Source organism: Citrobacter sp. Cpo148 (assembly GCF_030332375.1).
GTDB lineage: Bacteria > Pseudomonadota > Gammaproteobacteria > Enterobacterales > Enterobacteriaceae > Citrobacter > Citrobacter portucalensis.
This window is the reverse complement of sequence record NZ_JAOWHY010000050.1, coordinates 367,163-388,586: the sequence shown is the minus strand read 5'-3', so window position 1 is coordinate 388,586 and position 21,424 is coordinate 367,163. Positions and strand designations below refer to the sequence as shown.

The window sequence follows — 21,424 nt, the reverse complement described above, 5'->3', positions numbered from 1 at the left end:
CATGTTGTTTTGTTTTATTTGTGTGCAGGCATCATAGCAGAGATGGTTGTGATTTCTGCCAGCACATCCGCAATCAGCCAGTCATTAAAGACTTTTACCTCCGGGCGTATTACCGCGTGCTGTGGCGTAACAATGTAGTAAGACCACGCCAGAGGCCAGCGGGTGTTGGGATGAAGCTGAACCAGTTGTCCGTCTGTCAGTAGCTGCTGCACCAATGCCCTACGCACAATGGCGACACCTTGACCGCTGAGTGCCGCCAGAATCACTGCAGAGGTAGAGTTGATGTGCAATCCACTGTCGCGAACGGCAGGTGCCTGGGTGGCGGTCAGGACATCATTCCAGCCCGGGAAATTGGCGCCGGGGTGGGGAGTGTCATCATGGATAAGCTTCTGTGCGGCCAACCATTCTCCACAGGATATTTTATCTACTGGCACAATACGTGGGCTACAAACCAGAACCGCTTCTTCATCCATCAGCCAGGTTTTATTTACCCCAGGCCAGTCGCCTTTACCGCAACGTACGCCCAGATCCGCTTCGCCATGAGCAACATCCATCAGCTTTTCCGTCACGTTCAAGCGTAATTCTATGTTTTCATGCGCTTGTGAGAAACGATTGAGGCGGCTCATCAGCCAGTTCATCACCAGTACCTGAGAGGCCGTGATAATCACCACCGAGCGCGCCCGTCGGCCGCGTAACTTGTTCAGCCCGGATTCCAGGCTATCCAGTCCCTGGGTTATCTCGCGCAACGCGTCCTGTGCTTCGCTGACCAGCGTGAGACGCTCTTTGCCTGAACGGGTTCGATGCAGCAGCGGGTGGCCAACCCAGTCTTCCAGCGCACGAACCAGTTGCCCAACGGCAGCCGGAGTGACCCCCAGTTCCTGCGCCGCACCAGTAAAACTGCCGTGGCGGGCTGTGGCCTCAAAAGCGTGTAACCATTTAAGTCGATTAAGCGAGCGCATCAGGTCATTTCCCGTTTTGTGAATATCTTCAGTATATGCCATCGAGATAGATTTTCTTTCTCGGTTAGCTATTTCTTCTCATTCGTCAGCGCCTCAGGGGAGTGGCATTGTTAGCGCATTAACGAATACGTGAAACGAGGCTAGCGATGAACACATTATTTGTCGGCAAAAAACTGTTAGTGGTGGGCGGTACCAGTGGTATCGGATTTGAAACCGCAAAACTGATCCTCCAGGGTGGTGGTCGAGTGGTGCTGGTTGGCAATCGTGCCGAGAAAGCGGAACGGGCCCGTCAGGCGTTGGCGGAACTGGGTGACGTCTCTGTCATTGTGGCGGATCTGATGTCAGAAGCGGGCGTTAAGCAGGTGATGGCAACGGTGAATGCTGAGCACAAAGACATCAACCTGTTAGTAAATGCAGCTGGGGTTTTCTTCCCAAAACCTTTCACTGATCATGAAGTTGAAGATTATGAACTGTACATGAGCCTCAACCGCGCGACGTTTTTTATCACCCGCGATGTCGTGCGTAATATGGTGGCGGCTAACATCCAGGGTGCCATTGTGAATATTGGTTCGATGTGGGCGCAACAAGCAATTGGCGCAACACCTTCTTCAGCGTACTCAATGGCAAAAGCGGGCCTGCATGCATTAACTAAAAATCTGGCCATCGAGCTGGGGGCGAATGGGATCCGCGTCAATGCCGTTTCGCCAGCAGTCGTGCATACACCTATCTACGAAGGATTTATCCCGAAAGAAGACGTACAAGGTGTGATGAGTAGCTTTGACAGCTTCCATCCGATTGGTCGGGTTGGTACGCCGCGTGATGTGGCTGAATCCGTCGCGTTCCTGTTGTCAGACAAAGCGCAATGGGTAACTGGCGCCATCTGGGATGTGGATGGCGGTGTTATGGCCGGACGCAATGGCTGATGTAAAGCCCCCGCATAGCTGCGGGGGCGCGTCGAGACATTAAGGCTCAATCGGCGTCAGATAATCCAGCCGTAGCGGTTCGGCTAGCAGATCGTTCATTTGTAGAATGAACGCCTGGAAATGTGGCAGAGCGATATGCTCATCCAGACCGGCCTGACCGCGCCAGGATTCACGCACGTAGAACACATCCGGCGTGTCGCGTAACTGGAACAGGGCATATTCAATATTGCCCGGCTCCCGGCGCGTGGGCAGCAGCAGAGCTTGTAGCGCCTGTTTCAGTGCGTCGATTTTCCCCGGTTTGGCTTTCAGTACCGCAATAATTGAAATCACGTCAGAATCAGACATGTTAAAACCCCTCCAGCACAATCTTGCCGACCGAGCGACCGGTTTCAATTTGCGTGTGGGCTTTTTGCAGATTTGCCGCGGTAATCGCGCCAAAATGTTCGCCCAGCGTGGTACGGAGGGTGCTGTCGTCGATCAGCTGCGCCACGCGGGTCAGTAACTGATGCTGCGCAATGATGTCGTGGGTGGTAAACATCGAACGGGTAAACATAAACTCCCAGTGCAGCGAAATGCTTTTGGCCTTCAGCGGGCGCGCATCGAGAGATTGAGGATCGTCAATCAGCGCCAGTTTGCCCTGCGGCGCCAGTGCGGCAATAATTTGCGAATAGTGCTGCTCGGTATTGTTCAGGCTGGCAACGTGCGTCACCTCTTTAATGCCTATCCGTGCCAGCTCTTCCGTCAACGGCTTGCTGTGGTCAATCACATGATGAGCGCCCGCTTCACGTACCCATTTCTGGCTCTGCGGACGTGATGCGGTACCGATGACGGTCATTTTGGTCAGCTTACTGGCCAGTTGTGTCAGAATAGAACCGACGCCGCCAGCCGCGCCAACAATCAATAACACATCATCTTCATTGCCATTTTCCTCAACGCCCAGACGGTCGAACAGCATTTCCCAGGCGGTGATAGCGGTTAGTGGCAGCGCCGCAGCAGAAGCATTATCCAGTGTTTTTGGCTTCAGCGCGGTAATACGTTCATCAACCAGCTGAAATTCACTGTTACTGCCAGCGCGGCCCAACGCTCCGGCGTACCAGACTTCATCGCCGGGTGCGAACAGGGTGACGGCTTCGCCCACGGACTTCACCACGCCAACGGCGTCCCAGCCCAGTACGCGCGGCACATCAGCGTTAAAACCTTCGCGGACCTTGGTATCAACGGGGTTGACGGAAATGGCTTTCACTTCAACCAGAAGATCGTGCCCGGTAGCAACTGGCATGGGCAGGTCAATCTCTTGTAAAAATTCAATGTTATTGCCGTCGGTCGCGGCGCGGGTAATGGCGATGGCTTTCATATTAGCTCCGGTCACAGGAATCAGTTGAATAATTCGATGGTAAACCGGTAACAGAACGGGAAAAATAGCCCTATGGCGACAGGACTTATACTCGGGGAGTGAAAATGTTCCGGCTTGAAGATCTCACGTTGTTTGTCCGCGCCGCGGCGCTGAATAGTTTTAGTGATGCTGCGCGCGAAGTCGGCGTTCAGCCTGCTCAGGTCAGTTCAGCTATCAAGCGCCTGGAGTCTACGTTGGCTATCCGCTTGTTCGCTCGCTCCACGCGCAGCCTGCGCCTGACGCCAGAAGGTGAAGTCTGGTTACCCTATGCCCGCCAGATGCTGGACGTAATGCATGCCGGGCTGCAAAAAATTCGGACTCCGGAAGATGAAGTTTCTGGCACGCTGCAAATCGCCGTGCCTTCCGATCTCGGTCGTAACCTGCTGCTGCCGGTCTTTCAGTCGTTTCGACGCCGCTATCCCGCGCTGCGCCTGCGGATTTTTTTCTCCGACCAGGTAACGGATGTCTTTAAAGACCCCGTCGATGTTGCGTTTCGCTATGGCAACACCGAAGACGCGTCTTACATTGCGCTGCCCGTTGCAGCGGGTAACCGACGCGTGCTGGTGGCATCACCGGAATGGGTTGAGCAAAACGGCGCGCCGCAAAAACTGGATGATTTAACACAGCTCAACGCCATGACCTTCGTATTACGCGGCCGCCTGCACGATCGCTGGACGTTTACGCGCAACGGCGAGGTCAGTAGTGTGCAGGTTAACGGCACTATTATGAGTGACGATGCGGAAGTGATCCGGCGCCTGGCGATTGCCGGAGAAGGTGTGGCGTACAAGTCGTGGCTGGATGTCAGCGAGGATGTGCGTGACGGTCGATTACAACTGCTGATGCCGGATTATCAGGGAGAGAAAGTCCCGCTGAATATGATTTGCCCGCATCGGAAGCAGCTTTCAACCGCGGTACGCCTTCTGCACGAGGCGGTGAAGGCGCGGTGTGAAATGCTGGCGCAAAGCTAATAAGCGCTTTACGCCAGAATACTATCGCGTCGTTACTCAGTCTTTTTTCGTTGCATTCGCAAAGAAAATATCAGACTGAATGTCTTTAGTACGGATGGTAAATAGCTGATTGGTTAGATCTTCCGTCAGCTTCTCGGCGTCGGCCATGATGCGCAGGTTGAAGTCATTCAGCATCTTATCCGCGGCGGGTTTATCGGTTTTCGCCATCTTCAGATACTCTGCTTCGACCTCTTTTTGCTCCTTCGCCACTTTGTCTTCCCACGCTTTGTAGGCTTTTTTGACGATTGGCGCGAGCTTCGGATAATCGGTCATCGTCAGCGTTTGTAATTTACGATATTTCCAGTAGATAGACTGATCGTCCGCTTTATCGGTACCCATCGTGTAGTTAGCCGGATACGCTTTCAGACCGCTGTAGTACGGAACGAAGGCGGTGAGGTCAGCCATGCCCAGGCCAATGTAGGTCGTTTCACCAATCTCTTTTGGCAACCACGGACGGACCTGCATAACGTGCGCTTCATAGGTACGGAAAACGCTGACCGGACGCCATGGCTCTTTGCCGTTCAGACCGTTGGTGTACGGGTCATGGCTGGTCCCTTCATAGTGACTACGCAACACGGCTTTCACATCGTCCAGCGTCATTTTCTTCTCTGGCGTCATGAAGACCGGGAATTCGCGCCCTTTGGCCATATCCTGATTTACGGAAGGATTGAACTCTTTCTGGATGGTCCATACGCGAGGGTCGTTATACGTGCGGTCACGCTCGTCATCACGGGTATAGGCTTTGGAGAAGTTGAATTTACCGTCTTTCGCCGGATCGTACAGCCCTTTTTCAGTCGCAAATTGAATCAGGTTTTTTGACGCCATCATGTCCGGACTTTTAGGATCGTAATCCTGTAAGCGGCCCTGATTACCGGTGGCAAAATACTGGTTATTCGGCAGACGCTGCGCCATCCACTGGTGGCCGCTACCGGTTTCCAGGTACCAGATCTCGTTATCGTCGACGACGGCAACGCCAAAACCTTCGCCTGCGCCGACGGTCTCAACGATATGGCCCAACAGCGCCACAGCTTCACGTGCGGTTTTACTTTGTGACAGCAGAATATCCGGGATATCGTCTTCGGTGATCCCTTTATCCTCAACGTACGGGTCGGCGGCCAGTGCTTTCGGTGAGGCAAAAATGGATTCTGTACCGCTCACGCCGACACCCAGTTCGTTAAATCCGGTCGCGCCGTGCAGTTGGGTTTTCCAGTTTGGGACAGTGGTATAACGCAGAGAGTTTTTCGGCAGTGGCCAGGTAAAATCATTCGCACCATTATGTGCTTTGGTGCTGTATACCCCGGTCTGATTTTGCTTTGCCGGATGAATGACAAAATGCTGTGCTTTCAGGGCATCGCTGTCTGCGCTACGGGCGACCAGCATGGAGCCGTCCGCTGATGCTTCGTTGCCGACCAGCAGGGTCGTACAAGCAAAACCTGATGAAACAACGGCCAAATTTATAGAAAGTGCAATCAGGCACTTTTTAAAAGTAAACATTACGTATCCCTCATATGTACGCCAAAAATACACCGGAAACACACCGTTTCCTGAAATGCGATAACGCCTGAACGCTCAGACATTGCTCGCGAGAGAGATAAACGCCCCTGCCCACGTCTTCTCCAAATATCCATCCGTAGGTTGAAGTCTTCTGGGCAAAATATAACGCCCATTTCGCTTAATTATTACGCAACGGATATTATGATATTCAGGATGTTTCCTGATTCGCGATGAAGAATAGCAATGGGTTATGTGTGGATTCAGTGACCCATGTCGCGTAAGTCAATGATGACAAATGTGAATTTCATTGAGGGGCCGTACTTTTTGTTTCCGGATATGACGCTACCTTTTGCGGCAATACAGCGAGGGCACATTGGAGCTGGCAAAAATCCATGCACCTTTATACTCCTCCATGACCAGGCTCAGGCTTCGTCCGCTTTGGCGGTAAAATCCAGGTAATGTGTCGTTAATATCCGCTTCATCAGCGGTGTCAGCGAAGGTTTTGACGACCTGCATCGCCTGTAGCACTCGGGCATCGCGCTTTTGGGTGTAGTTAAAATAGATGTTCCTGCTAATGTCTGAGGTATTACGCCCGTACAGTTTGCCGGTAATAGTGGCCAGGCCTTCACTGTTGTACATCCGAAACGATAACGTACCCGTAAAGCGGTTGCTGCCAATATTCCATTCAATGTTACCGATGCAATTCAGCGGTTTGTCGGCATAGCGTGAATGCCATAACCATCCGCCTGAACCGAGCACAGTAACCAGCCCGGCCACGAGCACTATAAGGTGGCGTGTTTTTTTCATTGCCCGCGCATCCAGTAATAATGAGTAGTACAAAATGCGTTAGCATCCACCCGTGCATCTTTATCACAGACAAATGCCACGATCCTTTCCGCTTTGCTGTAACCGGTAAGAAATACGTGCTTGTTGTTTTCACAGAGATAGGGATGTAACTGCATCAGATTGAAATAGCCTTGCTGGTCGTGTTCATTTGGTGAGTAATAGATTTTGCAATTTTGCCGCGATGGCGTCTGCATGGAAGCCTGGACAAATTTACTAAACGGCATAACAGGGCGCGTTTGATACCACACCAGCCAGATGATCAACGTGGCAATCACGACACTGGCGCTAAATAAAACCTCAAACCAGGGTATCTGCGTCGTTTGTTGTGGTGTCGAAGGAATTATCTTTGCGGGGGGGATTTCTTCAATAACCGGCGGTGGGGAAACTTCACTCTGTTGAAGCGTTATTGTCTCTACTTGCGTATTCTCATTTAATCTGAGCCCGCGTCGGGAAATAGTTTTCACCGTATCACGAGGCAACCCCACGTCCGCCAGCGCGTTTCGTAGCGTCAGAATAGCCTGGTAAAATGTGTTGGTGGTGGTCACATTATTTCTTTCACCCCAACCAATTGTCATCAACGTGTTCTGGGAAACAATGTCACTTGCGTGAGTAATTAAATAGAGAAAACAGAGCGAGGCAGGGAGCTGGAGCTGAATTGCTCGCCCGGTCTGACGATTGACCAGACTTTTGCTATCAGGATTAAATTCGACCAACTGATTGATAAGATACAATTGCCCAGCCCTCAGTAACCAAAACGTATCACAGCGTGTTCTTGCACACCCCTTAAATTTTACATCCAAATCGATAAGACGCCTCTATCTTTGTACATGATCTAAGATAAGAATTTCACTTAGGGGGTAAAAATCCTTCAAATACAATATGTTATTAACTTAATTTCTTAGGTGGGAATTAGCTAAGGTTAAATAATGAGAATTCATTACATTTTTATCTGAATTATCTTTATATTTGTCCACAACATGACAAGGGTGATTGAGTTATCAGAATTACGTAATTAGTAAGTAACTTTTACGCAGGTTATTTTTTAGCAAATAGTGCTTTTTTACTGTTTATCCTGGAATCTGGATTTATGCATAAAATTCCTAATGCATAGGTTGTTATTCTGAGATAAAGCGTAAATAAGCTTAGCGCAATCGTATTACTCACAGACTATACATATTAGTGCATCAGGAGTTTATTACATTTTATTAGCGCCACTGTTATTAACAGACAAGGAACGTACTACGTGTTGGATTGACACATTTATTTACCAATGAAATATTTATGGAAAAATAACAGGAGTCATTTTTGATGAAGAGATCACCGTCACAGACTGTTCGTTGCATAAGCTGTGAATTATCCTGTCAATTATTTCCGGATACTGCGGTTCGCGCCAGTTACTGCCACCGTGCCGCTTTTGCGATCTGGCCTGCGGGGAATGGCTTTCTGCAAAAAGGAATTATTGAAAAGCTTCTGCTTAATAATCAAAACCATTTGTCGCGCGGGTTTATTTTTGTGGACTTTTCTTTCCCGAATCTGCGTCTGTTTGCCGACCCGCAATGGGTTGACCGGCTTGCCTACAGCGGTATGCATATTGTGTTGATAGCAGACAGGAACCTGGCGCCGTTAGCCAACTACTGGCTGTCCAAAAGCAATAAAATACAAGGGATTATATATTCTGATGATGATGACGAAGTTCAACATCAGAAAATTAGGCGACTCTTTACGGGTCATCTCGCTAACAGCAAACGTGGACGCTCACTTAACTATACTGAAATGATATTACTGAAGCGTTTTGTGTCAGGGAAAAGTATTCAGCAAATTACCAAAATAGATAATATCGATATTAAGAAAATATATGTCTACAAGCTCAGGCTTGAAGATAAGTTAGGCCATAGTATTCATCAAATATTGTCGAATATTTTATAACGTATTTTTGAATTTTATTATTTTCACATCCTTGCGATGTGGTGGACGCTCTACGCCTGAAAGCAGGAGGCTAATATGCCAAATCCCAAATCTTATTCTCGTATTGCCATAGCGGTTTCAGCCGCATTAACCTCTATGGTATTTTCAGCTCAAGCGGCATGGGTTGACGTTGATAGTCTACCCTCCACCGGACTGGTTAGCAGTCTGCCCCCGGAATTGCAGGCAATAATTCCAGCGCAGGCAAATGCCAGTTTCGCTAAAACCAGCGCCATGCCGAATTATGTTTATCAATGGAGTGCGGGCACGATTCCCGTTTATGGCAATGGATTAACGATTAATGGACCCGGCGCTGAAGCTTTTGAGCACTCTGTTACCGTTATTCAGAACAGTACAACGGGTAGTCCGGGCGTTATTTTTGGGGACGACCTGACGATTCGCACGCAGTCGAAGAATGCCGCCAATAATGGTAAAGATGTTGACGGTATCCGCACGCACGGGGCCAATACGCCGGATAACCCGGTCTTTATCATAACCGGGGATCGCACCAGTATTTATGTGGACGGTCAGGATGGTGACGGTATTAACGCCGGTTACAACTCCTATAGCCAGGGTTGGAAGGGCTCGGCCAGCATTTACGTCGGTGACGATCTGTATATTCAAACCACCGGTTCCCAGGGACGTGGTATCACAGCAAACGCGATGAAAGACGCCACGCAGGCCAAAAATACAATTGTCGTTGGCGACCGGGCACACATTGTGACGACAGGTGACAGTTCAGAGGGTCTTCGCACCGGGCAGAACGGTTCCTCGATACTGCTTGGCAATGACGCCACCATTGAGACTTCGGGTGCTTCTTCAACGGGGATTTATGCCGCCTCATCGTCCAAAACGGAACTGGGCAACAACGCGACGATTACGGTCAACGGCGTCAGCGCTCATGCGGTTTATTCCACCAACGCGACCGTGAATCTTGGTGAAAACGCAACGATCAACGTGAATAGTTCGGCGAAAGCGGCGTCATACAGCAAAGCGCCACGCGGCCTGTATGCGACTTCACGCGGGACGATAAACCTGGCAGGCGGTGCCGCCATTACCATGGCGGGCGATCACAGCAACGAAAGTTATGCCATCAGTACTGAAACGGGCGGCATCGTAGACGGTTCTACTGGCGGGCGTTTTCTTATCGACGGCGATCTTCATGCCGCTGGCGCGACTGCTGCAACCAGCAGCCTGCCGCAGCAAAACAGTACCATTAAGCTCAACATGACCGACAACTCGTTGTGGAGCGGGGCGTCATACATCACCAGCGCCACTGCCGGGACGGGCGTTATCTCGCTGCAAATGAGCGACGCGACCTGGAACATGACTAACAGCTCAACGCTCACCGACCTGACGCTGAACGGCGGGTCAGTGGTGAACTTTGGGCATGCTGACGGCGAACCGTGGCAGACGCTTACCATCAATGAAGATTTTACCGGGAACGGCGGCAAACTGGTTTTCAATACTGTCCTGAATGACGATACCTCCGAAACCGACAAGCTGAAAGTGCTCGGCAACACTGCGGGTAATGCGTTTGTGGCGGTGAATAACATTGGCGGAACCGGGGCGCAGACCATTGAAGGTATTGAGATCATCGAAGTGGCCGGTAATTCTGACGGTACTTTTGAGAAAGCGGGCCGTATTGTTGCCGGTGCGTACGACTATAACGTGGTGCAGAAAGGCAGTAACTGGTATCTGACCAGCTTTATTCCTGCTCCGCCGGATCCGGAAGACCCGGACCCCGTCGATCCGCATGACCCGGACCCTGTTGATCCGGACCCGGTTGACCCTATTGATCCAGACCCGGTCGATCCTGTAGACCCGATTATCCCTGAGCCGGAAGAACCTGTTGCGCCTCCTGTCACTGAGCAGCAATACCGTCCGGAAGCAGGCAGTTATCTGGCGAACAACTATGCGGCTAACACGCTGTTTATGACCCGACTGCACGATCGTCTGGGTGAAACGCAGTACGTAGATATGCTGACAGGCGAGAAGAAAGTTACCAGCCTGTGGATGCGTAACGTTGGGGCGCATACCCGCTTCAAAGACGGTAGCGGGCAGTTGAAAACCCAAAGCAACAGCTATGTAATGCAGCTAGGCGGCGACCTGGCGCAGTGGAGTAGCGACGGTCTTGACCGCTGGCACCTTGGCGCGATGGCAGGTTATGCCAACAGCCAGAACCGCACGCAGTCCAGCCTGACCGGCTACCATTCACGTGGTCAGGTCACCGGTTACAGCGTGGGGCTGTATGGCACATGGTATGCCAATGACGCCGACAAGACCGGCACCTACGTGGATACCTGGGCGCTGTATAACTGGTTTGATAACAAAGTGATGGGCCAGGAGCAGGCAGCAGAGAAATACAAATCCAGCGGGATAACCGCTTCGGTTGAAGCCGGTTATAGCTTCAAACTGGGTGAAAGCGAACGCAACAGCTACTGGCTGCAACCGAAAGCGCAGGTGGTATGGATGGACGTGCAAGCCGACAGTCACCGCGAAGCGAACGGTACCCGCGTGAAGGACAACACCGATGGCAACCTGATGACCCGTCTGGGTGTGAAAGCCTTTATTAATGGTCACAACGCCATCGACGACGGTAAATCTCGCGAGTTCCAGCCGTTTGTTGAAGCCAACTGGATCCACAACACGCAGACGACCAGCGTGAAGATGGACGATGTGAGCAACGACATGCGCGGCACCAAAAACATCGGCGAGCTGAAAGTCGGCGTTGAAGGTCAAATCACTCCGCGCCTCAATGTGTGGAGCAACGTGGCCCAACAAGTCGGCGATAAAGGCTACAGCGATACCCGCGGTATGCTCGGCGTAAAATATAATTTCTAATGTAAGTGAGTAATGGAAAAGCCGCTGATTCACCGATCGGCGGCTTTCTTTTTTGTGGCAATCGTAGGCCGGATAAGCGCAAGCGCCATCTGGCAAATAAGGTGGCGGGCTACAAACGTTGTCCGAGATGTTTTGTTGGTACTCGGCTTTGGTGTAAGACTGCCAGTACAACAATATTTGTGTCTTGTGCACTGTAGTAAATCATATGGCTAACATAAGGAAAGCTGTAAATATCTTCACCAAAATCATCAATTCGATGATGCCCCATGTCTGGCATTTCAGCTAACTGAGAGAGAACGCCCCGTAATTTTCTAAGATAATCCCTGGACTGTTTAGCGCCCCAATTTCTTGATGTGTAATCACGGATTTCAATAATATCGCGCTGTGCTTCTCCAGTAAGTTTGTAACTCACTTTTTATCCTTTGTGTTGCTCCATCAACTCATCAAAAAAAGCATCACCATCAACAATATTGCCCAAATGAATATCGTTTTGAGCACGCTGAATTTTGGCTTTCAGTAACTGGAGCTTCATGGCTTCCATTTGTTCATAGTCCTCAATAGAAACGACGACTGCAACAGGTTTACCGTTACGGTTAATTTGCACAGGTTCTCGCTGCGCTTTAAGTAGCATATCGCCAAACTGGGTTTTGGCTTCATTTGCCGTAAGAGTATGCATATTGCCACCATTTCGCATGAATCGTTCGATTCGTTCATTATAGTCGATATCTTTCTGGGGGTCACTATGAGGTGGGTGGTCAGACAGAGGGTATTGTGAAAGTAGGCCGGATAAGCGCAAGTGCCATCCGGCATCAGGTGAGCATGTAAGTGTCACTTACATGATTCTAGAGAGCTATTGATCCGGAAATCTAATCTTTCCCTTCCCAATGAACTATCCGGAATTTCCGGATAGTTCATTTTCTATCAAATCCAGTTCAGTTGAGTAGGCCGGATAAGCGCAAGCGCCATCCGGCACCAAGTAAACCTGTAAGTACCGCTTGCAGGTTCAGCCGTGCTTCACTGGAGAGTCGCCAATGTGCTCTCGATTCTGTTCAGCTTCTGATGTGCCTCTTTCAACTCATCCTGCAACCGTTGCTCCTGCTCGCCATAGACCATCAGGACGATACAGCCATTCATCACTTTTACGGTAATCTGTTGCCCGGTATCAAACCCCGCTTCGCGTAGCCACTTGCCGGAAAGAATAATTTTGGGTGTAGATTTGTCGAAAACATTAGGGCGGTATCCCACAATTACCGAACGCTCGGTTCCGGATTGGTCGGTGTCTGGGGTAGAATGCGAATCAGCCATAATCAACTCCTTGATAGTTGGTGAGGTTAGCTCTCGTCGGGTACTGCGAATACCAGGCGAGGGCGTTATAAATCAGGTCGCCAGACATAAAGGTACGTACCTGGTTGGTGGTATACTGCTCTTATAGGTACGTACATGTCAACGGCTAAACGCGATCCAAATCAGTCTAAATCCGGAAAAGCACCAACTTTCCAGATTCGCATCACTCCCGAGTTAAAGGCGCAGTTCGAGGCTGCGGCAAAGGCCGAAGGGATGAGTTTGGGGAATTGGCTCAAAACTTTAGGGAGAAAGGAGTTGGAACGGTTAGGTATTGAGCCACAGGATAAATAGTGAATAGATTAATTGCCCTGTCTTGCGGGAATATTAATAATTTCCATTTTTAGGGCATTTTCTCCTGAGAATATTGCAGCCAACCCCTGTCTAATTTTTAATTTATCGTTTTCTATTGCCCCGTGGGCAATAGGTGAATATATGGCTGTTTGTAATTGAACTCGCTCAAAATCATAGCCAATATCTTTCGCTATCTCTGATAGCAAGTCTAGAAAAAGATTGTTGCTTGTTTGGTTCCATATGGTGCCAGATGCATTATCATTATCAGGGTAAGATGTATTTAAATGTGCAAAGTAAAGTTTCCACGAAGATAATACTTTACTTTCAGAATCGCTTCTCTTGGTTCTTCCTCTTTTTATTTTTCCGTAAAATGCTAAGTCGATCATATTTAATGCGCGAACATGTTCATTAGACAGTCGAGAGTTCTGAGATCGAGTAGCCATAAGTTGCTTGAATATATCAATTTTTAATGATTTTTTCTGAGAATATCTTTCTATAAATTTCTGTGTCTGAATGGCTAATAATGGGCTAATTACAGTAGCAGCAATGGCCATGATCGTAAGGGCAGTGCTCATATGGGATTCTCGTTAATCATAAATGAAAATAGATATTGTGGACGAGAATTATAAAAGCATGCATATGCTGAGAATATATGGCAAATGACTGGAATAAGATAGGAACTTTGGCGGAGATCACAGGAGTCGTATCTAATGGTTAATATCATTGTTTTTAATCATTATTGTCTTGTTTGATTTTGTCTTGTGCCCCCATTTGTGCCCCCGAATGAATTTACTTGTGAAAGTCGGGGCGTTCCAGAACGCTTATGTTTCAGCGCAATATCGCGCCTGGTCACGTTGTCCTGAATACTGGCGGAACAGATTTGCACGTAGTGATCGGTTAACACTTCTGTTTGCATGATATTTTGTCCGTAAAAAGTAAATACGCCTACCGGGAATAGCAGGCGCATTATACAGAGAGTAAAGAGGGAGAAATTTGGGAAAGTGAATCGGGGAGTTTCCTTACAGATTTCAGAATGCAGTTTTATTACGGCTTCGTTGCAACAAGCCAGTTGCCTGTCGCGCCCGTAGAATATCTACTGCCCGAAGATAAGGTGACTGTTCCTGACAGCTAAATCCCTTACGATCAATACGAACCAGTTCGTACTTCTCCACTAGAAAGTTAACTGCATCAGCCAGTGTGATGCCAGCGTTTATATGTTCCTGAATAACGGTTTCATCACTGAATGGGGTGTCGTTCAGGGTCAGGCCGTAGTGCTGTTCCAGCAAACGGGTTAGCAGCTTCTGCCAGACCACTACGGGGGGCAGGCGTGGCTTTGCTGTCCGCTGAATTATTGCAGGTAAGGTTTTCATTTTTATCTCGCGTGAATTTAAAAGATTTAGCGCTGCGTAGGGTAAATGACGATGTAGACGTAACCATGTGAACCAAGTGTATCGGCTTCGCAGGTGAAACCGTTGTGATACAAGATAACGCCATGCGCATGTCGAGGATTCAGTTCACCCGTGGTCAGCATGGATTCCATTTGGCTGATAAAGCACGGGAATGCGTCTTCGAGTATCTGGCTTTCTTTTTCGCCAAAATGACCGGTTATTCCAGCCCGGTCCGTGAGATAGTGCAGCCGTTTACCCTCCTGCACCAGCCTGGCACCGAGACGGGGAGTGACGTCACGCTGCAGGCCCCAGCTCATTTCATTCATTAATGATCTCCTTTACGGCAAATACATCTCACAACAAACCGTGTTCAGCGAACGACAGTATCTGGTTACCGCCGACGATAAGGTGGTCGGGTACGCGGATGTCCACCAGCGCAAGTGCCTGCACCAGACGCTGCGTAATGGCTTTGTCTGCCTGGCTGGGTGTGGTATCGCCAGAGGGATGGTTGTGGGCAACTATCACCGCTGCCGCATTGAAGTACAGGGCACGTTTCACCACCTCGCGGGGATGGACTTCGGTGCTGCTGATGGTGCCGGTGAATAGTGTTTCATGGGCAATCAACTGGTTCTGCTGATTAAGGTACAGCACCATGAACTCTTCGCGCTCAAGTCCCGCCATTTTCAATTTAAGCCAGTCACGGGCAGCCTGGGCGGACGTGAATGCCACACCAGTTTCACGCAGGTGGCGATCAAGCAGCGTTAAAGCGCGTTTTACCGTACGTTTTGCGGTCAGTGGAAGTGCCGGAGCCTGTGGGATAAGTGGCTGTTCCATCATGAATATCCTTAATCAATAATGCGAAAAATGGCGTGGGATTCAGGGTGCTGCAGGGCGTAATCCCGCAGGCGGTAATAGTGCTCCGTCATGGCATCGCATTCGGTGCGACAGGCGTGATGGCTGTATTCAATCAGGCAGATAGCAATACCTGCGGCTTCTGCGCTCATTTGCGCACTATTACCGTTCATGCTGTTGAAAAGATGCCATTTATCGTCACTGTTAGCATCAGGAGCCATAAACGCGCCGCCATTGCTGAGCGTGTAAAAGGACCAGATACCACCGCTGTACTCATCACAGAAGCGGTCCATCCAGGCGAAAATACGGGGTTCCAGCGTTATCCACTGCGTGATAGCACCAAAGTGCAGCGGCCAGAAATCGAGACGCTGCTCGTCAGGTACTGGTGATGCAGTAAGGTCAAATTGAGGTTCATTAGCGGACAGCAATTCGCATTGCGTTTGTGTCGTCATGGATATTCTCCGTCAATAAAAACGCCAGCGACGATGGCTGGCGTATGGGAAATAAAGGACATGCAGGGATGATGGATGAGTGTAATCAGGAGGACGATTCTCTGAGGATGCCGTACTGTCGGATATAACGGTTATGTCCTTCACCAGCATCAGGTTCAAAGCACCAGGCCCGCCAGACCATTCGACCTTCAGAGTCACGAACCACCAGGCGGAAGTGACTACCCTGGTCGTCTTCAATACCGATGTTGCGATACCGGCGGGTAACCGCTTCGGCCTGCTGTCGGGTAAAAGGACCCGGTGGCAGCATGTGAGATTCAGGCATTCGGTGTACCTTAAAAACAAAAGCCCCTGACGCAGATGCGTTAGGGGCTGTGGGAGTTTGCATGTGTGGGGGGGTCAGTAACCGGTTTGCACCTTATACAGCCGCAGGGTTTTGCTGCCCCGTACAATTTTCACATATAGGGCATTATCTTTCGTGCTGCGCACAAACCCGGCCTGCACATCGCCCTTACAGTCACCACCGTCGTAAGAAATGTTGACACCGGTCTGGCGCACCAGGTCGATAACCCCGAAGCTTAGGTCCTCACAGGCCGGGCCCGGCAGGTCCTGAATCAGGGCAAATTTATGGTCGTCGCTGACACCGGTCAGTGAGCACATAGACGTATTGATGTCGTTTCCCTGACACCAGTACTCCTGGCCGGGATTGTCTTTATCCATCAGGCTTGCCGGAAGCTGAGCGGCACCGGCACTGAATGCGGCAAGTGACAGAATGAGGGCGGGTACAGCAGAAGTAATTATTTTCAGCATGGTTTTCTTCCTGAATTAATCCAGCCCGCTGTCGGGCAAAATGAGGGAGGTTGATATCGGGTGTTATCAGAAGCGGCGGTAACGAAACAGCTCTTTGCCCTGGTAAAGTGCCACCAGGTCGTCATATTCCGGCTTCTTCTGGTTGGGCTTAAAGGTCACTACCGTGCCCGGACGGCACAGGTCTTTTACGGTGAGCCCAAATTTCTTGTCCGGAGTAATGGTGAATCCCTTCGACACATCGTTGTGCATGATGGTTATCCACCCCCACAGGCCGCCTTCGCAGTCTTTAAAAGGTGCTGAACGCACCGTGACCATCCCGCCCTGACGGTCAACAGACATGGCTTCGCATTTTCCGGTAACCTGACGATGCGCATCACACCAGAAAATATTCCCGTTGTTGTCATTGACGACGGCAGGTAGCGTCCGGTTATAGGGCTGGGCCTGAGCCTCTGCACAAAGCAGAAGGCTGCCGGTAATGCCCAGTATTTTAATCAGTGTTTTCATTACGTTGGTCCTTAACAGAGAAAGTATCAGGTAGCATTGATTCAGGCCCATACGGTCAGGGCCAGCATCACAAGCCATACCCAGAAGTAAGCCGGTTTCTGACCGAGGGTTTTCGCCCGACGCCACAAATAGAACGGCACCAGCCAGGCCAGTTTGCCGAACATGGTGGTATCCACTCCGGCCTTACGCAGGCGTCGTTCATCGAGATACCCCAGAGCGATATTGAGCAGCAGCGTGATAAACCAGTACTGCCCGCCCGAGACGGCCTCATATGCCTCGTCAAAAGACATTCCGTTCAGCCCTGCAGTCCACAGCTCGAGCGCATAACCAATGAAGGGAGCAAATGCCAGCGTCCATACCACTCCACCCGGAATGCGGTTCCCCGGCAGCGCTGGTGGTGTAGTGCTGTGGAGCAGCGCTGAAGCCAGCGGGGTGGCGGAGACCGGTTGCCAATCCGTCATGCCCTGTCGCCACACCAGCGTGGCAGCTGTGAGTTCACCGCGCATAATCAGGCCAGTGATGTCGTCTTCGGTCACATTGTCTTGACGTATGCCATTTTTCTCGTAATGCCAGGTCATTGTTTTTCCTTCTTAACAGAGGTAATTAAATCAGTGTGTTGCCCTGCTCCTCCTCAGAGGGCCCAGGAGACAGGACTTCGCAAATACAGCTGAAGTGCGGAAGAGCCCGGATAAAGCCCGCCTGTGTGGTTAACTGGCTGAGACGTTTTCGCGGGGTAAAAGTGGTGTTCAGAACTGTCACCGCATGGATAGTCGCCAGAGGATGCACGGTGATATGCCCGTTAAGTTCACCGGTGAGATACCAGCAGCCGTCGAGTGATATCAGGCGGTACGGGGCCAGCCCGTCACAGCGCTCTCCCTCGGCCAACAGCAGCACCCGCTGGCAGGCGGTTATGGCACTGACGAGACGGTAGAACACCAGTGAGATGGCCGGGGACACAGACTGTGGCGGCTGCCATACCAGACACGGCATCCCTCCTGCAGTGAGCAGCATGCCCGCCAGACGCCGGTCCAGCCCCGGAAAAATATCGGCCAGTCCTGCCCGGTGAGCAAAGGTCAGCGCATCCAGCTCGCCCTGTACGCCTCCACCGGTACTGCGCAGGCGGCATTGCCCCCGTCGATACTCAAGGTCGAGGTACATCAGCCGTTCGCGAAAATCCCGTCGCAGGGTACGGACTGACACACCAAACTCTGCAGCCAGCCGCGCCAAGTTCAGCGTTTCACCTGCAACCAGGCGGCTGATTATCAGTGACAGCCTGACAGCCAGCCGGTCATGACGGCGCTCTGCCTGTGTCATCTTAAATCTCCGTAATAGTTAACTGACTGAATATGAAATGATTCTAAAGAGGGGGGCGGACAGGGTATGGACATGGAATGAACTATTTTTTATCTGCCTCCGGAAGCAGGCCCGACGCGGCACACCGTGAAATGCGGTGAAAAAACACTCAATTTAATGCAGGTAAAACGGACAGGGAGTGTCCTTTCTTAACATGCTGATAACAATCTCAGGACCGAAACCCACTCAGCATCGCTTCAGCCATCACCCAGAGAGCCCGGTTGAGCTTCACATCTCCGTCGATACCACGTACGGCGCGGGTATGCGTTCGCCCGCCTTTTGTACTCCGACCACTGAGCCCGCCCTTAATCAGGTTCTCCTGAATACGCTGGTATGTGGTCCACAGATCATTGCTCTCATCCTGCCAGCGGCGTGGGGAAAGTATCTGAGGTGCTGTCACCGGCTGGTGGTCCTCACCGAAACGGTACGTCAGTGCAGCCTGTGCCAGAGCCTGTTGTGCAGGTGGCGGCAGCATCAGCGACTGCATGGCATCCCGCTTCTCTTCCACACGGTCAAAAATACCCAGTACTTCATACGCCCCCTCAATCACCTGACTCACGACATCTCCTTTGTGCGGCACTCGCACCTCGCCAAACGACTCACCGCAGACAAGCCCGTTCTGGCATACCGCACGGAATAGTCCCGGTAGCATCTGATACGAACTGGAGCCATCGTGAGAATTGAGCAGAATAATTTCCGGCACCTGCTTACCGGTAATCTGCCCCTCCCGACGCAGGCGCAGCATGTGCTTCGTATGTTCACGACGACCCGGATCACGCACGCGGGTCTGACAGGCAAAGAACGGCTGAAAGCCCTCCCGCTGCAGACTGTCCAGCAGAGAGATGGTGGGTATATATGTGTATCGTTCACTGCGGGATTCGTGTTTGTCCTCGCTGAAAACGCTGGGTACCACAAGAAACAGTTCTTCGTGGGTTAACGGACGGTCACGACGGATAAGATTTACTGCGCCAAAGCGCGAAGCCAGACGGGTCATAAGCAGACTCCTCATGATGGAAAATAAATACAAAAAGCCCCGCCGCAAAGTCGCAGCAGGGCTCAGCAAACTACGGGTTAGAAGGGTTAATTTTCAGAAGAAGAAACTCCAGACTGCACGAGCGACTGATACTACGATGTCGCGTACAGACTGGATGACTGTCCGAACCGGGGCCGGTATCAGGGGCATGGAACTTACTGTGTCCAGTACCGAGCCGACCGTTTCACCAAAATCGTCACGGGCTTTTTTATTAACGGCATCGGTACGAAGTGGAGCACTAAGCTGTACCGCTACCGAACTACTGGCCTCTCGCGGCAGGCAACGAATCATCCGTTCAACCATCATCCGCAGCCCCCACTGCAAACGTACCGACACTGCGCAGACAGGGTTTACCGGCTGGAACAACTCATGTAGCAGGCAGATTTTGCGGCTGATATTTTGTTTCTGCTCTGTAGACAGCTTTTCACCACCGCAGGTGGGTTCAACCTTGTCGGACTGACTGATAACAAACAACACCTTATGCCGGTATGCCTCACCAATCACCTCCCGGTAAAAATGTTCATCCACCGCCAGCGCCCGGTCATCGGCCTTGATCAACCACAGCACCAGGTCGAGCCGGGGAAGTTGTTCACGGTAGAGTGCGGCATATTCAGCATCCCGTAGTTCGGACTCACCAACGCCGGGTAGGTCCCTAATTGTCATAAAGCGTTTGCCGAGCTGCAGGCGAAACTGCAGTGGTTTTCGAGTACATGCCGCTACATCACTGACCGGTGATATATCCCCAGCAAACAGGGTATTGCACAGGCTGCTCTTTCCCGTCCCGGTTTTCCCCATAATGCCTATTACAGGCTCGTATTGGGTTAACTGATTTATCTGCTGCAGAATGCGTTCAGAGACCCACTGGGGCAGGCCGGAAAGCGGTTGCTGCAGTGACTGCAGACCGTCAAATTGTTTCATTACTGCTCCTCCGAAAAAGTATACAAAAACGGCAGAACCTCGTGGTTCTGCCGTTAATGGGATATGTTCAGAGTGATGATATATATCTGTAATATTTTTTAATTTTCCCAACTTTTCAGTTTAGCTTTTGCGTATGCATCATTGATCAGTATCTCAATTAATTCATTGATTTTCATTTCATTTTTACTGACCAGATAATCAAGTTTTCTCTTACTGCCTTTGCTAATATAGGTATTGAGAACCTTTTTGTTTGCAACACTATCTCTGAATTTTTTCTGCCCCCATGCTTTTTTTGTTTTTATAATAAACAATTCACCTTCAGCATCGGATTTATTCTCAACCCATTGATCAAAGATTGAATGAACTTTCAGATTCATATTTTTTTCAAACCAAAAATCCACATTACCATTAATCATTTTGTTCTTATCGAAGTAAGACATCACCCACTGATAATCTGCCTGGTATTTAGCATCATGTCTGGTTGATGAGAACCAGAACGGATTGCCAAATTTTTTCTTGATACGGAGCCAAGAATTTTTCAAATGCTCTAAGTTTGAACGGATATGGTTAAAGCTTGATACACGACATTGATAGTCGATCAAAAGAATTAACCCGTCATAATTTACGCCACCCTTATCAGAATCAAGGCTCCATTCAGGTAAAGTGATATCAAGAAGAGAGGGGGCATTATTATTTGTATATAGCTTATATTCGGCATGGATATAATTAGCAACAAATGACAACGAACGCTCACAATCAATCCACTCAAGTTCACTAAAAGGTATTAACTTACCCTCAACCTCTCGCTTACTCTTTTCAAAGAAATCCTCCGCACTCCTATATTTAACCATTTCTTTTTTATTCATATACTTAATGCAAGACTCTTTGAAAAGAGTGGCATCATCTATTCTTCCCACTAATTCACGAGACTCATCAACATGCATCAATGCTGAGCGAAAGATATCCCAGTAAAGCCATAAATTTATTCTTTTCATCCAGAGACTGGTCACTCGTTTTCCTGCACTCATCATAACCTCAAACGTAACAACAACCG

At 50.1% G+C, this 21,424-nt stretch carries 27 protein-coding genes; 5 read left to right on the top strand and 22 right to left on the bottom strand.

Translation table 11 applies throughout. The annotated features are described in order from the left end of the window. Positions 1–14: 14 nt before the first annotated feature. Positions 15–959, bottom strand: a complete 945-nt coding sequence (locus tag OGY10_RS23185; protein ID WP_191227188.1) for a LysR substrate-binding domain-containing protein — start codon at positions 957–959, stop codon at positions 15–17. A gap of 146 nt (positions 960–1,105) precedes the next feature. Here OGY10_RS23185 and OGY10_RS23180 point away from each other — a divergent pair, with 146 nt between their 5' ends. Beyond that, complete coding sequence (locus OGY10_RS23180) at positions 1,106–1,882, top strand: SDR family NAD(P)-dependent oxidoreductase (RefSeq protein ID WP_048237032.1); 777 nt, start codon at positions 1,106–1,108, stop codon at positions 1,880–1,882. A 39-nt stretch (positions 1,883–1,921) separates the two neighbouring features. On the opposite strand, the gene OGY10_RS23175 is transcribed toward OGY10_RS23180, so the two are convergent. Beyond that, positions 1,922–2,212, bottom strand: coding sequence for a putative quinol monooxygenase (locus tag OGY10_RS23175; RefSeq protein WP_162623446.1), 291 nt, complete (start codon positions 2,210–2,212; stop codon positions 1,922–1,924). 16 nt (positions 2,213–2,228) lie between these two features. Beyond that, positions 2,229–3,236 carry a zinc-binding alcohol dehydrogenase family protein gene (locus OGY10_RS23170; protein WP_060682985.1) on the bottom strand — a complete coding sequence of 336 codons (1,008 nt, stop codon included), beginning with the start codon at positions 3,234–3,236 and terminating at the stop codon, positions 2,229–2,231. A gap of 104 nt (positions 3,237–3,340) precedes the next feature. On the opposite strand from OGY10_RS23170, the gene OGY10_RS23165 reads away from it, so the two are divergent. Then, the gene (locus OGY10_RS23165) at positions 3,341–4,243 is read left to right on the top strand and encodes a LysR family transcriptional regulator (RefSeq protein ID WP_191226638.1); all 903 of its coding nucleotides are present in this window, start codon (positions 3,341–3,343) and stop codon (positions 4,241–4,243) included. Between the two features lie 36 nt (positions 4,244–4,279). On the opposite strand, the gene OGY10_RS23160 is transcribed toward OGY10_RS23165, so the two are convergent. From OGY10_RS23160 to OGY10_RS23150, 3 genes are all read right to left on the bottom strand, one after another. After that, positions 4,280–5,776 (bottom strand): C69 family dipeptidase, encoded by a 1,497-nt coding sequence (locus OGY10_RS23160; protein WP_032945412.1) that lies wholly within the window; start codon positions 5,774–5,776, stop codon positions 4,280–4,282. A 342-nt stretch (positions 5,777–6,118) separates the two neighbouring features. Beyond that, a complete protein-coding gene (locus OGY10_RS23155; RefSeq protein WP_032945411.1) occupies positions 6,119–6,583 on the bottom strand; it encodes a YqeJ family protein in 465 nt (154 codons plus the stop codon). Further along, positions 6,580–7,353: a winged helix-turn-helix domain-containing protein gene (locus OGY10_RS23150; protein WP_020996049.1), complete on the bottom strand. Its 774-nt coding sequence runs from the start codon at positions 7,351–7,353 to the stop codon at positions 6,580–6,582. Before OGY10_RS23150 ends, OGY10_RS23155 begins: the two co-directional genes overlap by 4 nt. 577 nt (positions 7,354–7,930) lie before the next feature. Between OGY10_RS23150 and OGY10_RS23145 the strand changes: the two genes are divergently transcribed. Both OGY10_RS23145 and misL read left to right on the top strand, forming a co-directional pair. Beyond that, positions 7,931–8,548 carry a helix-turn-helix transcriptional regulator gene (locus tag OGY10_RS23145; RefSeq protein ID WP_137377033.1) on the top strand — a complete coding sequence of 206 codons (618 nt, stop codon included), beginning with the start codon at positions 7,931–7,933 and terminating at the stop codon, positions 8,546–8,548. A gap of 75 nt (positions 8,549–8,623) precedes the next feature. Beyond that, positions 8,624–11,428 (top strand): intestinal colonization autotransporter adhesin MisL, encoded by a 2,805-nt coding sequence (gene misL / locus OGY10_RS23140; protein WP_286577492.1) that lies wholly within the window; start codon positions 8,624–8,626, stop codon positions 11,426–11,428. 109 nt (positions 11,429–11,537) lie between these two features. On the opposite strand, the gene OGY10_RS23135 is transcribed toward misL, so the two are convergent. The 3 genes from OGY10_RS23135 to OGY10_RS23125 all read right to left on the bottom strand — a co-directional run bounded on the left by OGY10_RS23135 (position 11,538) and on the right by OGY10_RS23125 (position 12,733). Beyond that, positions 11,538–11,840, bottom strand: coding sequence for a type II toxin-antitoxin system RelE/ParE family toxin (locus tag OGY10_RS23135; protein WP_191226641.1), 303 nt, complete (start codon positions 11,838–11,840; stop codon positions 11,538–11,540). A gap of 3 nt (positions 11,841–11,843) precedes the next feature. After that, positions 11,844–12,104: a type II toxin-antitoxin system Phd/YefM family antitoxin gene (locus tag OGY10_RS23130; RefSeq protein ID WP_071444563.1), complete on the bottom strand. Its 261-nt coding sequence runs from the start codon at positions 12,102–12,104 to the stop codon at positions 11,844–11,846. 338 nt (positions 12,105–12,442) lie between these two features. Further along, entirely contained in the window at positions 12,443–12,733 is a 291-nt protein-coding gene (locus tag OGY10_RS23125; RefSeq protein WP_071444564.1) for a SymE family type I addiction module toxin, read from the bottom strand. Positions 12,734–12,868: 135 nt separating this feature from the next. On the opposite strand from OGY10_RS23125, the gene OGY10_RS23120 reads away from it, so the two are divergent. Further along, positions 12,869–13,063 carry a toxin-antitoxin system HicB family antitoxin gene (locus tag OGY10_RS23120; RefSeq protein ID WP_008786495.1) on the top strand — a complete coding sequence of 65 codons (195 nt, stop codon included), beginning with the start codon at positions 12,869–12,871 and terminating at the stop codon, positions 13,061–13,063. An 8-nt stretch (positions 13,064–13,071) separates the two neighbouring features. Here OGY10_RS23120 and OGY10_RS23115 read toward each other — a convergent pair whose 3' ends face one another. From OGY10_RS23115 to OGY10_RS23055, 13 genes are all read right to left on the bottom strand, one after another. Further along, positions 13,072–13,638, bottom strand: a complete 567-nt coding sequence (locus tag OGY10_RS23115) for a DUF6680 family protein (protein WP_032945404.1) — start codon at positions 13,636–13,638, stop codon at positions 13,072–13,074. A 453-nt stretch (positions 13,639–14,091) separates the two neighbouring features. Beyond that, entirely contained in the window at positions 14,092–14,433 is a 342-nt protein-coding gene (locus OGY10_RS23110) for a TA system toxin CbtA family protein (protein WP_039185960.1), read from the bottom strand. 26 nt (positions 14,434–14,459) lie between these two features. Further along, a complete protein-coding gene (locus OGY10_RS23105; protein ID WP_039185963.1) occupies positions 14,460–14,777 on the bottom strand; it encodes a type IV toxin-antitoxin system YeeU family antitoxin in 318 nt (105 codons plus the stop codon). Between the two features lie 28 nt (positions 14,778–14,805). Further along, complete coding sequence (gene radC / locus OGY10_RS23100) at positions 14,806–15,288, bottom strand: RadC family protein (protein ID WP_039185966.1); 483 nt, start codon at positions 15,286–15,288, stop codon at positions 14,806–14,808. Between the two features lie 8 nt (positions 15,289–15,296). Then, complete coding sequence (locus OGY10_RS23095) at positions 15,297–15,755, bottom strand: antirestriction protein (RefSeq protein WP_039185968.1); 459 nt, start codon at positions 15,753–15,755, stop codon at positions 15,297–15,299. 85 nt (positions 15,756–15,840) lie between these two features. Continuing rightward, positions 15,841–16,077, bottom strand: coding sequence for a DUF905 domain-containing protein (locus tag OGY10_RS23090; protein WP_039185970.1), 237 nt, complete (start codon positions 16,075–16,077; stop codon positions 15,841–15,843). 74 nt (positions 16,078–16,151) lie between these two features. Continuing rightward, the gene (locus OGY10_RS23085) at positions 16,152–16,562 is read right to left on the bottom strand and encodes a hypothetical protein (protein WP_039185973.1); all 411 of its coding nucleotides are present in this window, start codon (positions 16,560–16,562) and stop codon (positions 16,152–16,154) included. A gap of 66 nt (positions 16,563–16,628) precedes the next feature. After that, positions 16,629–17,066 carry a hypothetical protein gene (locus tag OGY10_RS23080; RefSeq protein WP_039185977.1) on the bottom strand — a complete coding sequence of 146 codons (438 nt, stop codon included), beginning with the start codon at positions 17,064–17,066 and terminating at the stop codon, positions 16,629–16,631. A gap of 41 nt (positions 17,067–17,107) precedes the next feature. Beyond that, positions 17,108–17,644, bottom strand: a complete 537-nt coding sequence (locus tag OGY10_RS23075; protein ID WP_039185980.1) for a DUF4339 domain-containing protein — start codon at positions 17,642–17,644, stop codon at positions 17,108–17,110. Between the two features lie 25 nt (positions 17,645–17,669). Then, on the bottom strand, positions 17,670–18,380 hold the full coding sequence (locus tag OGY10_RS23070; RefSeq protein ID WP_050335315.1) for a DeoR family transcriptional regulator: 711 nt from the start codon (positions 18,378–18,380) through the stop codon (positions 17,670–17,672). A gap of 208 nt (positions 18,381–18,588) precedes the next feature. Continuing rightward, the gene (locus OGY10_RS23065; RefSeq protein ID WP_039185985.1) at positions 18,589–19,413 is read right to left on the bottom strand and encodes a DUF932 domain-containing protein; all 825 of its coding nucleotides are present in this window, start codon (positions 19,411–19,413) and stop codon (positions 18,589–18,591) included. Positions 19,414–19,506: 93 nt separating this feature from the next. Next, the gene (locus tag OGY10_RS23060; protein ID WP_039185988.1) at positions 19,507–20,370 is read right to left on the bottom strand and encodes a GTPase family protein; all 864 of its coding nucleotides are present in this window, start codon (positions 20,368–20,370) and stop codon (positions 19,507–19,509) included. Between the two features lie 98 nt (positions 20,371–20,468). Further along, positions 20,469–21,380, bottom strand: coding sequence for a hypothetical protein (locus tag OGY10_RS23055; protein ID WP_229717749.1), 912 nt, complete (start codon positions 21,378–21,380; stop codon positions 20,469–20,471). Positions 21,381–21,424: the final 44 nt, after the last annotated feature.

Excerpts from the sequence above, each read along its gene's own strand:
- OGY10_RS23095 (WP_039185968.1), bottom strand. The coding sequence starts at position 15,755 with ATGACGACACAAACGCAATGCGAATTGCTGTCCGCTAATGAACCTCAA.
- OGY10_RS23065 (WP_039185985.1), bottom strand. The coding sequence starts at position 19,413 with ATGACCCGTCTGGCTTCGCGCTTTGGCGCAGTAAATCTTATCCGTCGT.
- OGY10_RS23160 (WP_032945412.1), bottom strand. The coding sequence starts at position 5,776 with ATGTTTACTTTTAAAAAGTGCCTGATTGCACTTTCTATAAATTTGGCC.
- OGY10_RS23060 (WP_039185988.1), bottom strand. The coding sequence starts at position 20,370 with ATGAAACAATTTGACGGTCTGCAGTCACTGCAGCAACCGCTTTCCGGC.
- OGY10_RS23180 (WP_048237032.1), top strand. The coding sequence starts at position 1,106 with ATGAACACATTATTTGTCGGCAAAAAACTGTTAGTGGTGGGCGGTACC.
- OGY10_RS23075 (WP_039185980.1), bottom strand. The coding sequence starts at position 17,644 with ATGACCTGGCATTACGAGAAAAATGGCATACGTCAAGACAATGTGACC.
- OGY10_RS23145 (WP_137377033.1), top strand. The coding sequence starts at position 7,931 with ATGAAGAGATCACCGTCACAGACTGTTCGTTGCATAAGCTGTGAATTA.
- OGY10_RS23125 (WP_071444564.1), bottom strand. The coding sequence starts at position 12,733 with ATGGCTGATTCGCATTCTACCCCAGACACCGACCAATCCGGAACCGAG.
- OGY10_RS23080 (WP_039185977.1), bottom strand. The coding sequence starts at position 17,066 with ATGAAAACACTGATTAAAATACTGGGCATTACCGGCAGCCTTCTGCTT.
- OGY10_RS23120 (WP_008786495.1), top strand. The coding sequence starts at position 12,869 with ATGTCAACGGCTAAACGCGATCCAAATCAGTCTAAATCCGGAAAAGCA.
- OGY10_RS23070 (WP_050335315.1), bottom strand. The coding sequence starts at position 18,380 with ATGACACAGGCAGAGCGCCGTCATGACCGGCTGGCTGTCAGGCTGTCA.
- OGY10_RS23155 (WP_032945411.1), bottom strand. The coding sequence starts at position 6,583 with ATGAAAAAAACACGCCACCTTATAGTGCTCGTGGCCGGGCTGGTTACT.
- OGY10_RS23170 (WP_060682985.1), bottom strand. The coding sequence starts at position 3,236 with ATGAAAGCCATCGCCATTACCCGCGCCGCGACCGACGGCAATAACATT.
- OGY10_RS23105 (WP_039185963.1), bottom strand. The coding sequence starts at position 14,777 with ATGAATGAAATGAGCTGGGGCCTGCAGCGTGACGTCACTCCCCGTCTC.
- OGY10_RS23115 (WP_032945404.1), bottom strand. The coding sequence starts at position 13,638 with ATGAGCACTGCCCTTACGATCATGGCCATTGCTGCTACTGTAATTAGC.
- misL (WP_286577492.1), top strand. The coding sequence starts at position 8,624 with ATGCCAAATCCCAAATCTTATTCTCGTATTGCCATAGCGGTTTCAGCC.
- OGY10_RS23090 (WP_039185970.1), bottom strand. The coding sequence starts at position 16,077 with ATGCCTGAATCTCACATGCTGCCACCGGGTCCTTTTACCCGACAGCAG.
- radC (WP_039185966.1), bottom strand. The coding sequence starts at position 15,288 with ATGATGGAACAGCCACTTATCCCACAGGCTCCGGCACTTCCACTGACC.
- OGY10_RS23165 (WP_191226638.1), top strand. The coding sequence starts at position 3,341 with ATGTTCCGGCTTGAAGATCTCACGTTGTTTGTCCGCGCCGCGGCGCTG.
- OGY10_RS23130 (WP_071444563.1), bottom strand. The coding sequence starts at position 12,104 with ATGCATACTCTTACGGCAAATGAAGCCAAAACCCAGTTTGGCGATATG.
- OGY10_RS23085 (WP_039185973.1), bottom strand. The coding sequence starts at position 16,562 with ATGCTGAAAATAATTACTTCTGCTGTACCCGCCCTCATTCTGTCACTT.
- OGY10_RS23185 (WP_191227188.1), bottom strand. The coding sequence starts at position 959 with ATGCGCTCGCTTAATCGACTTAAATGGTTACACGCTTTTGAGGCCACA.
- OGY10_RS23110 (WP_039185960.1), bottom strand. The coding sequence starts at position 14,433 with ATGAAAACCTTACCTGCAATAATTCAGCGGACAGCAAAGCCACGCCTG.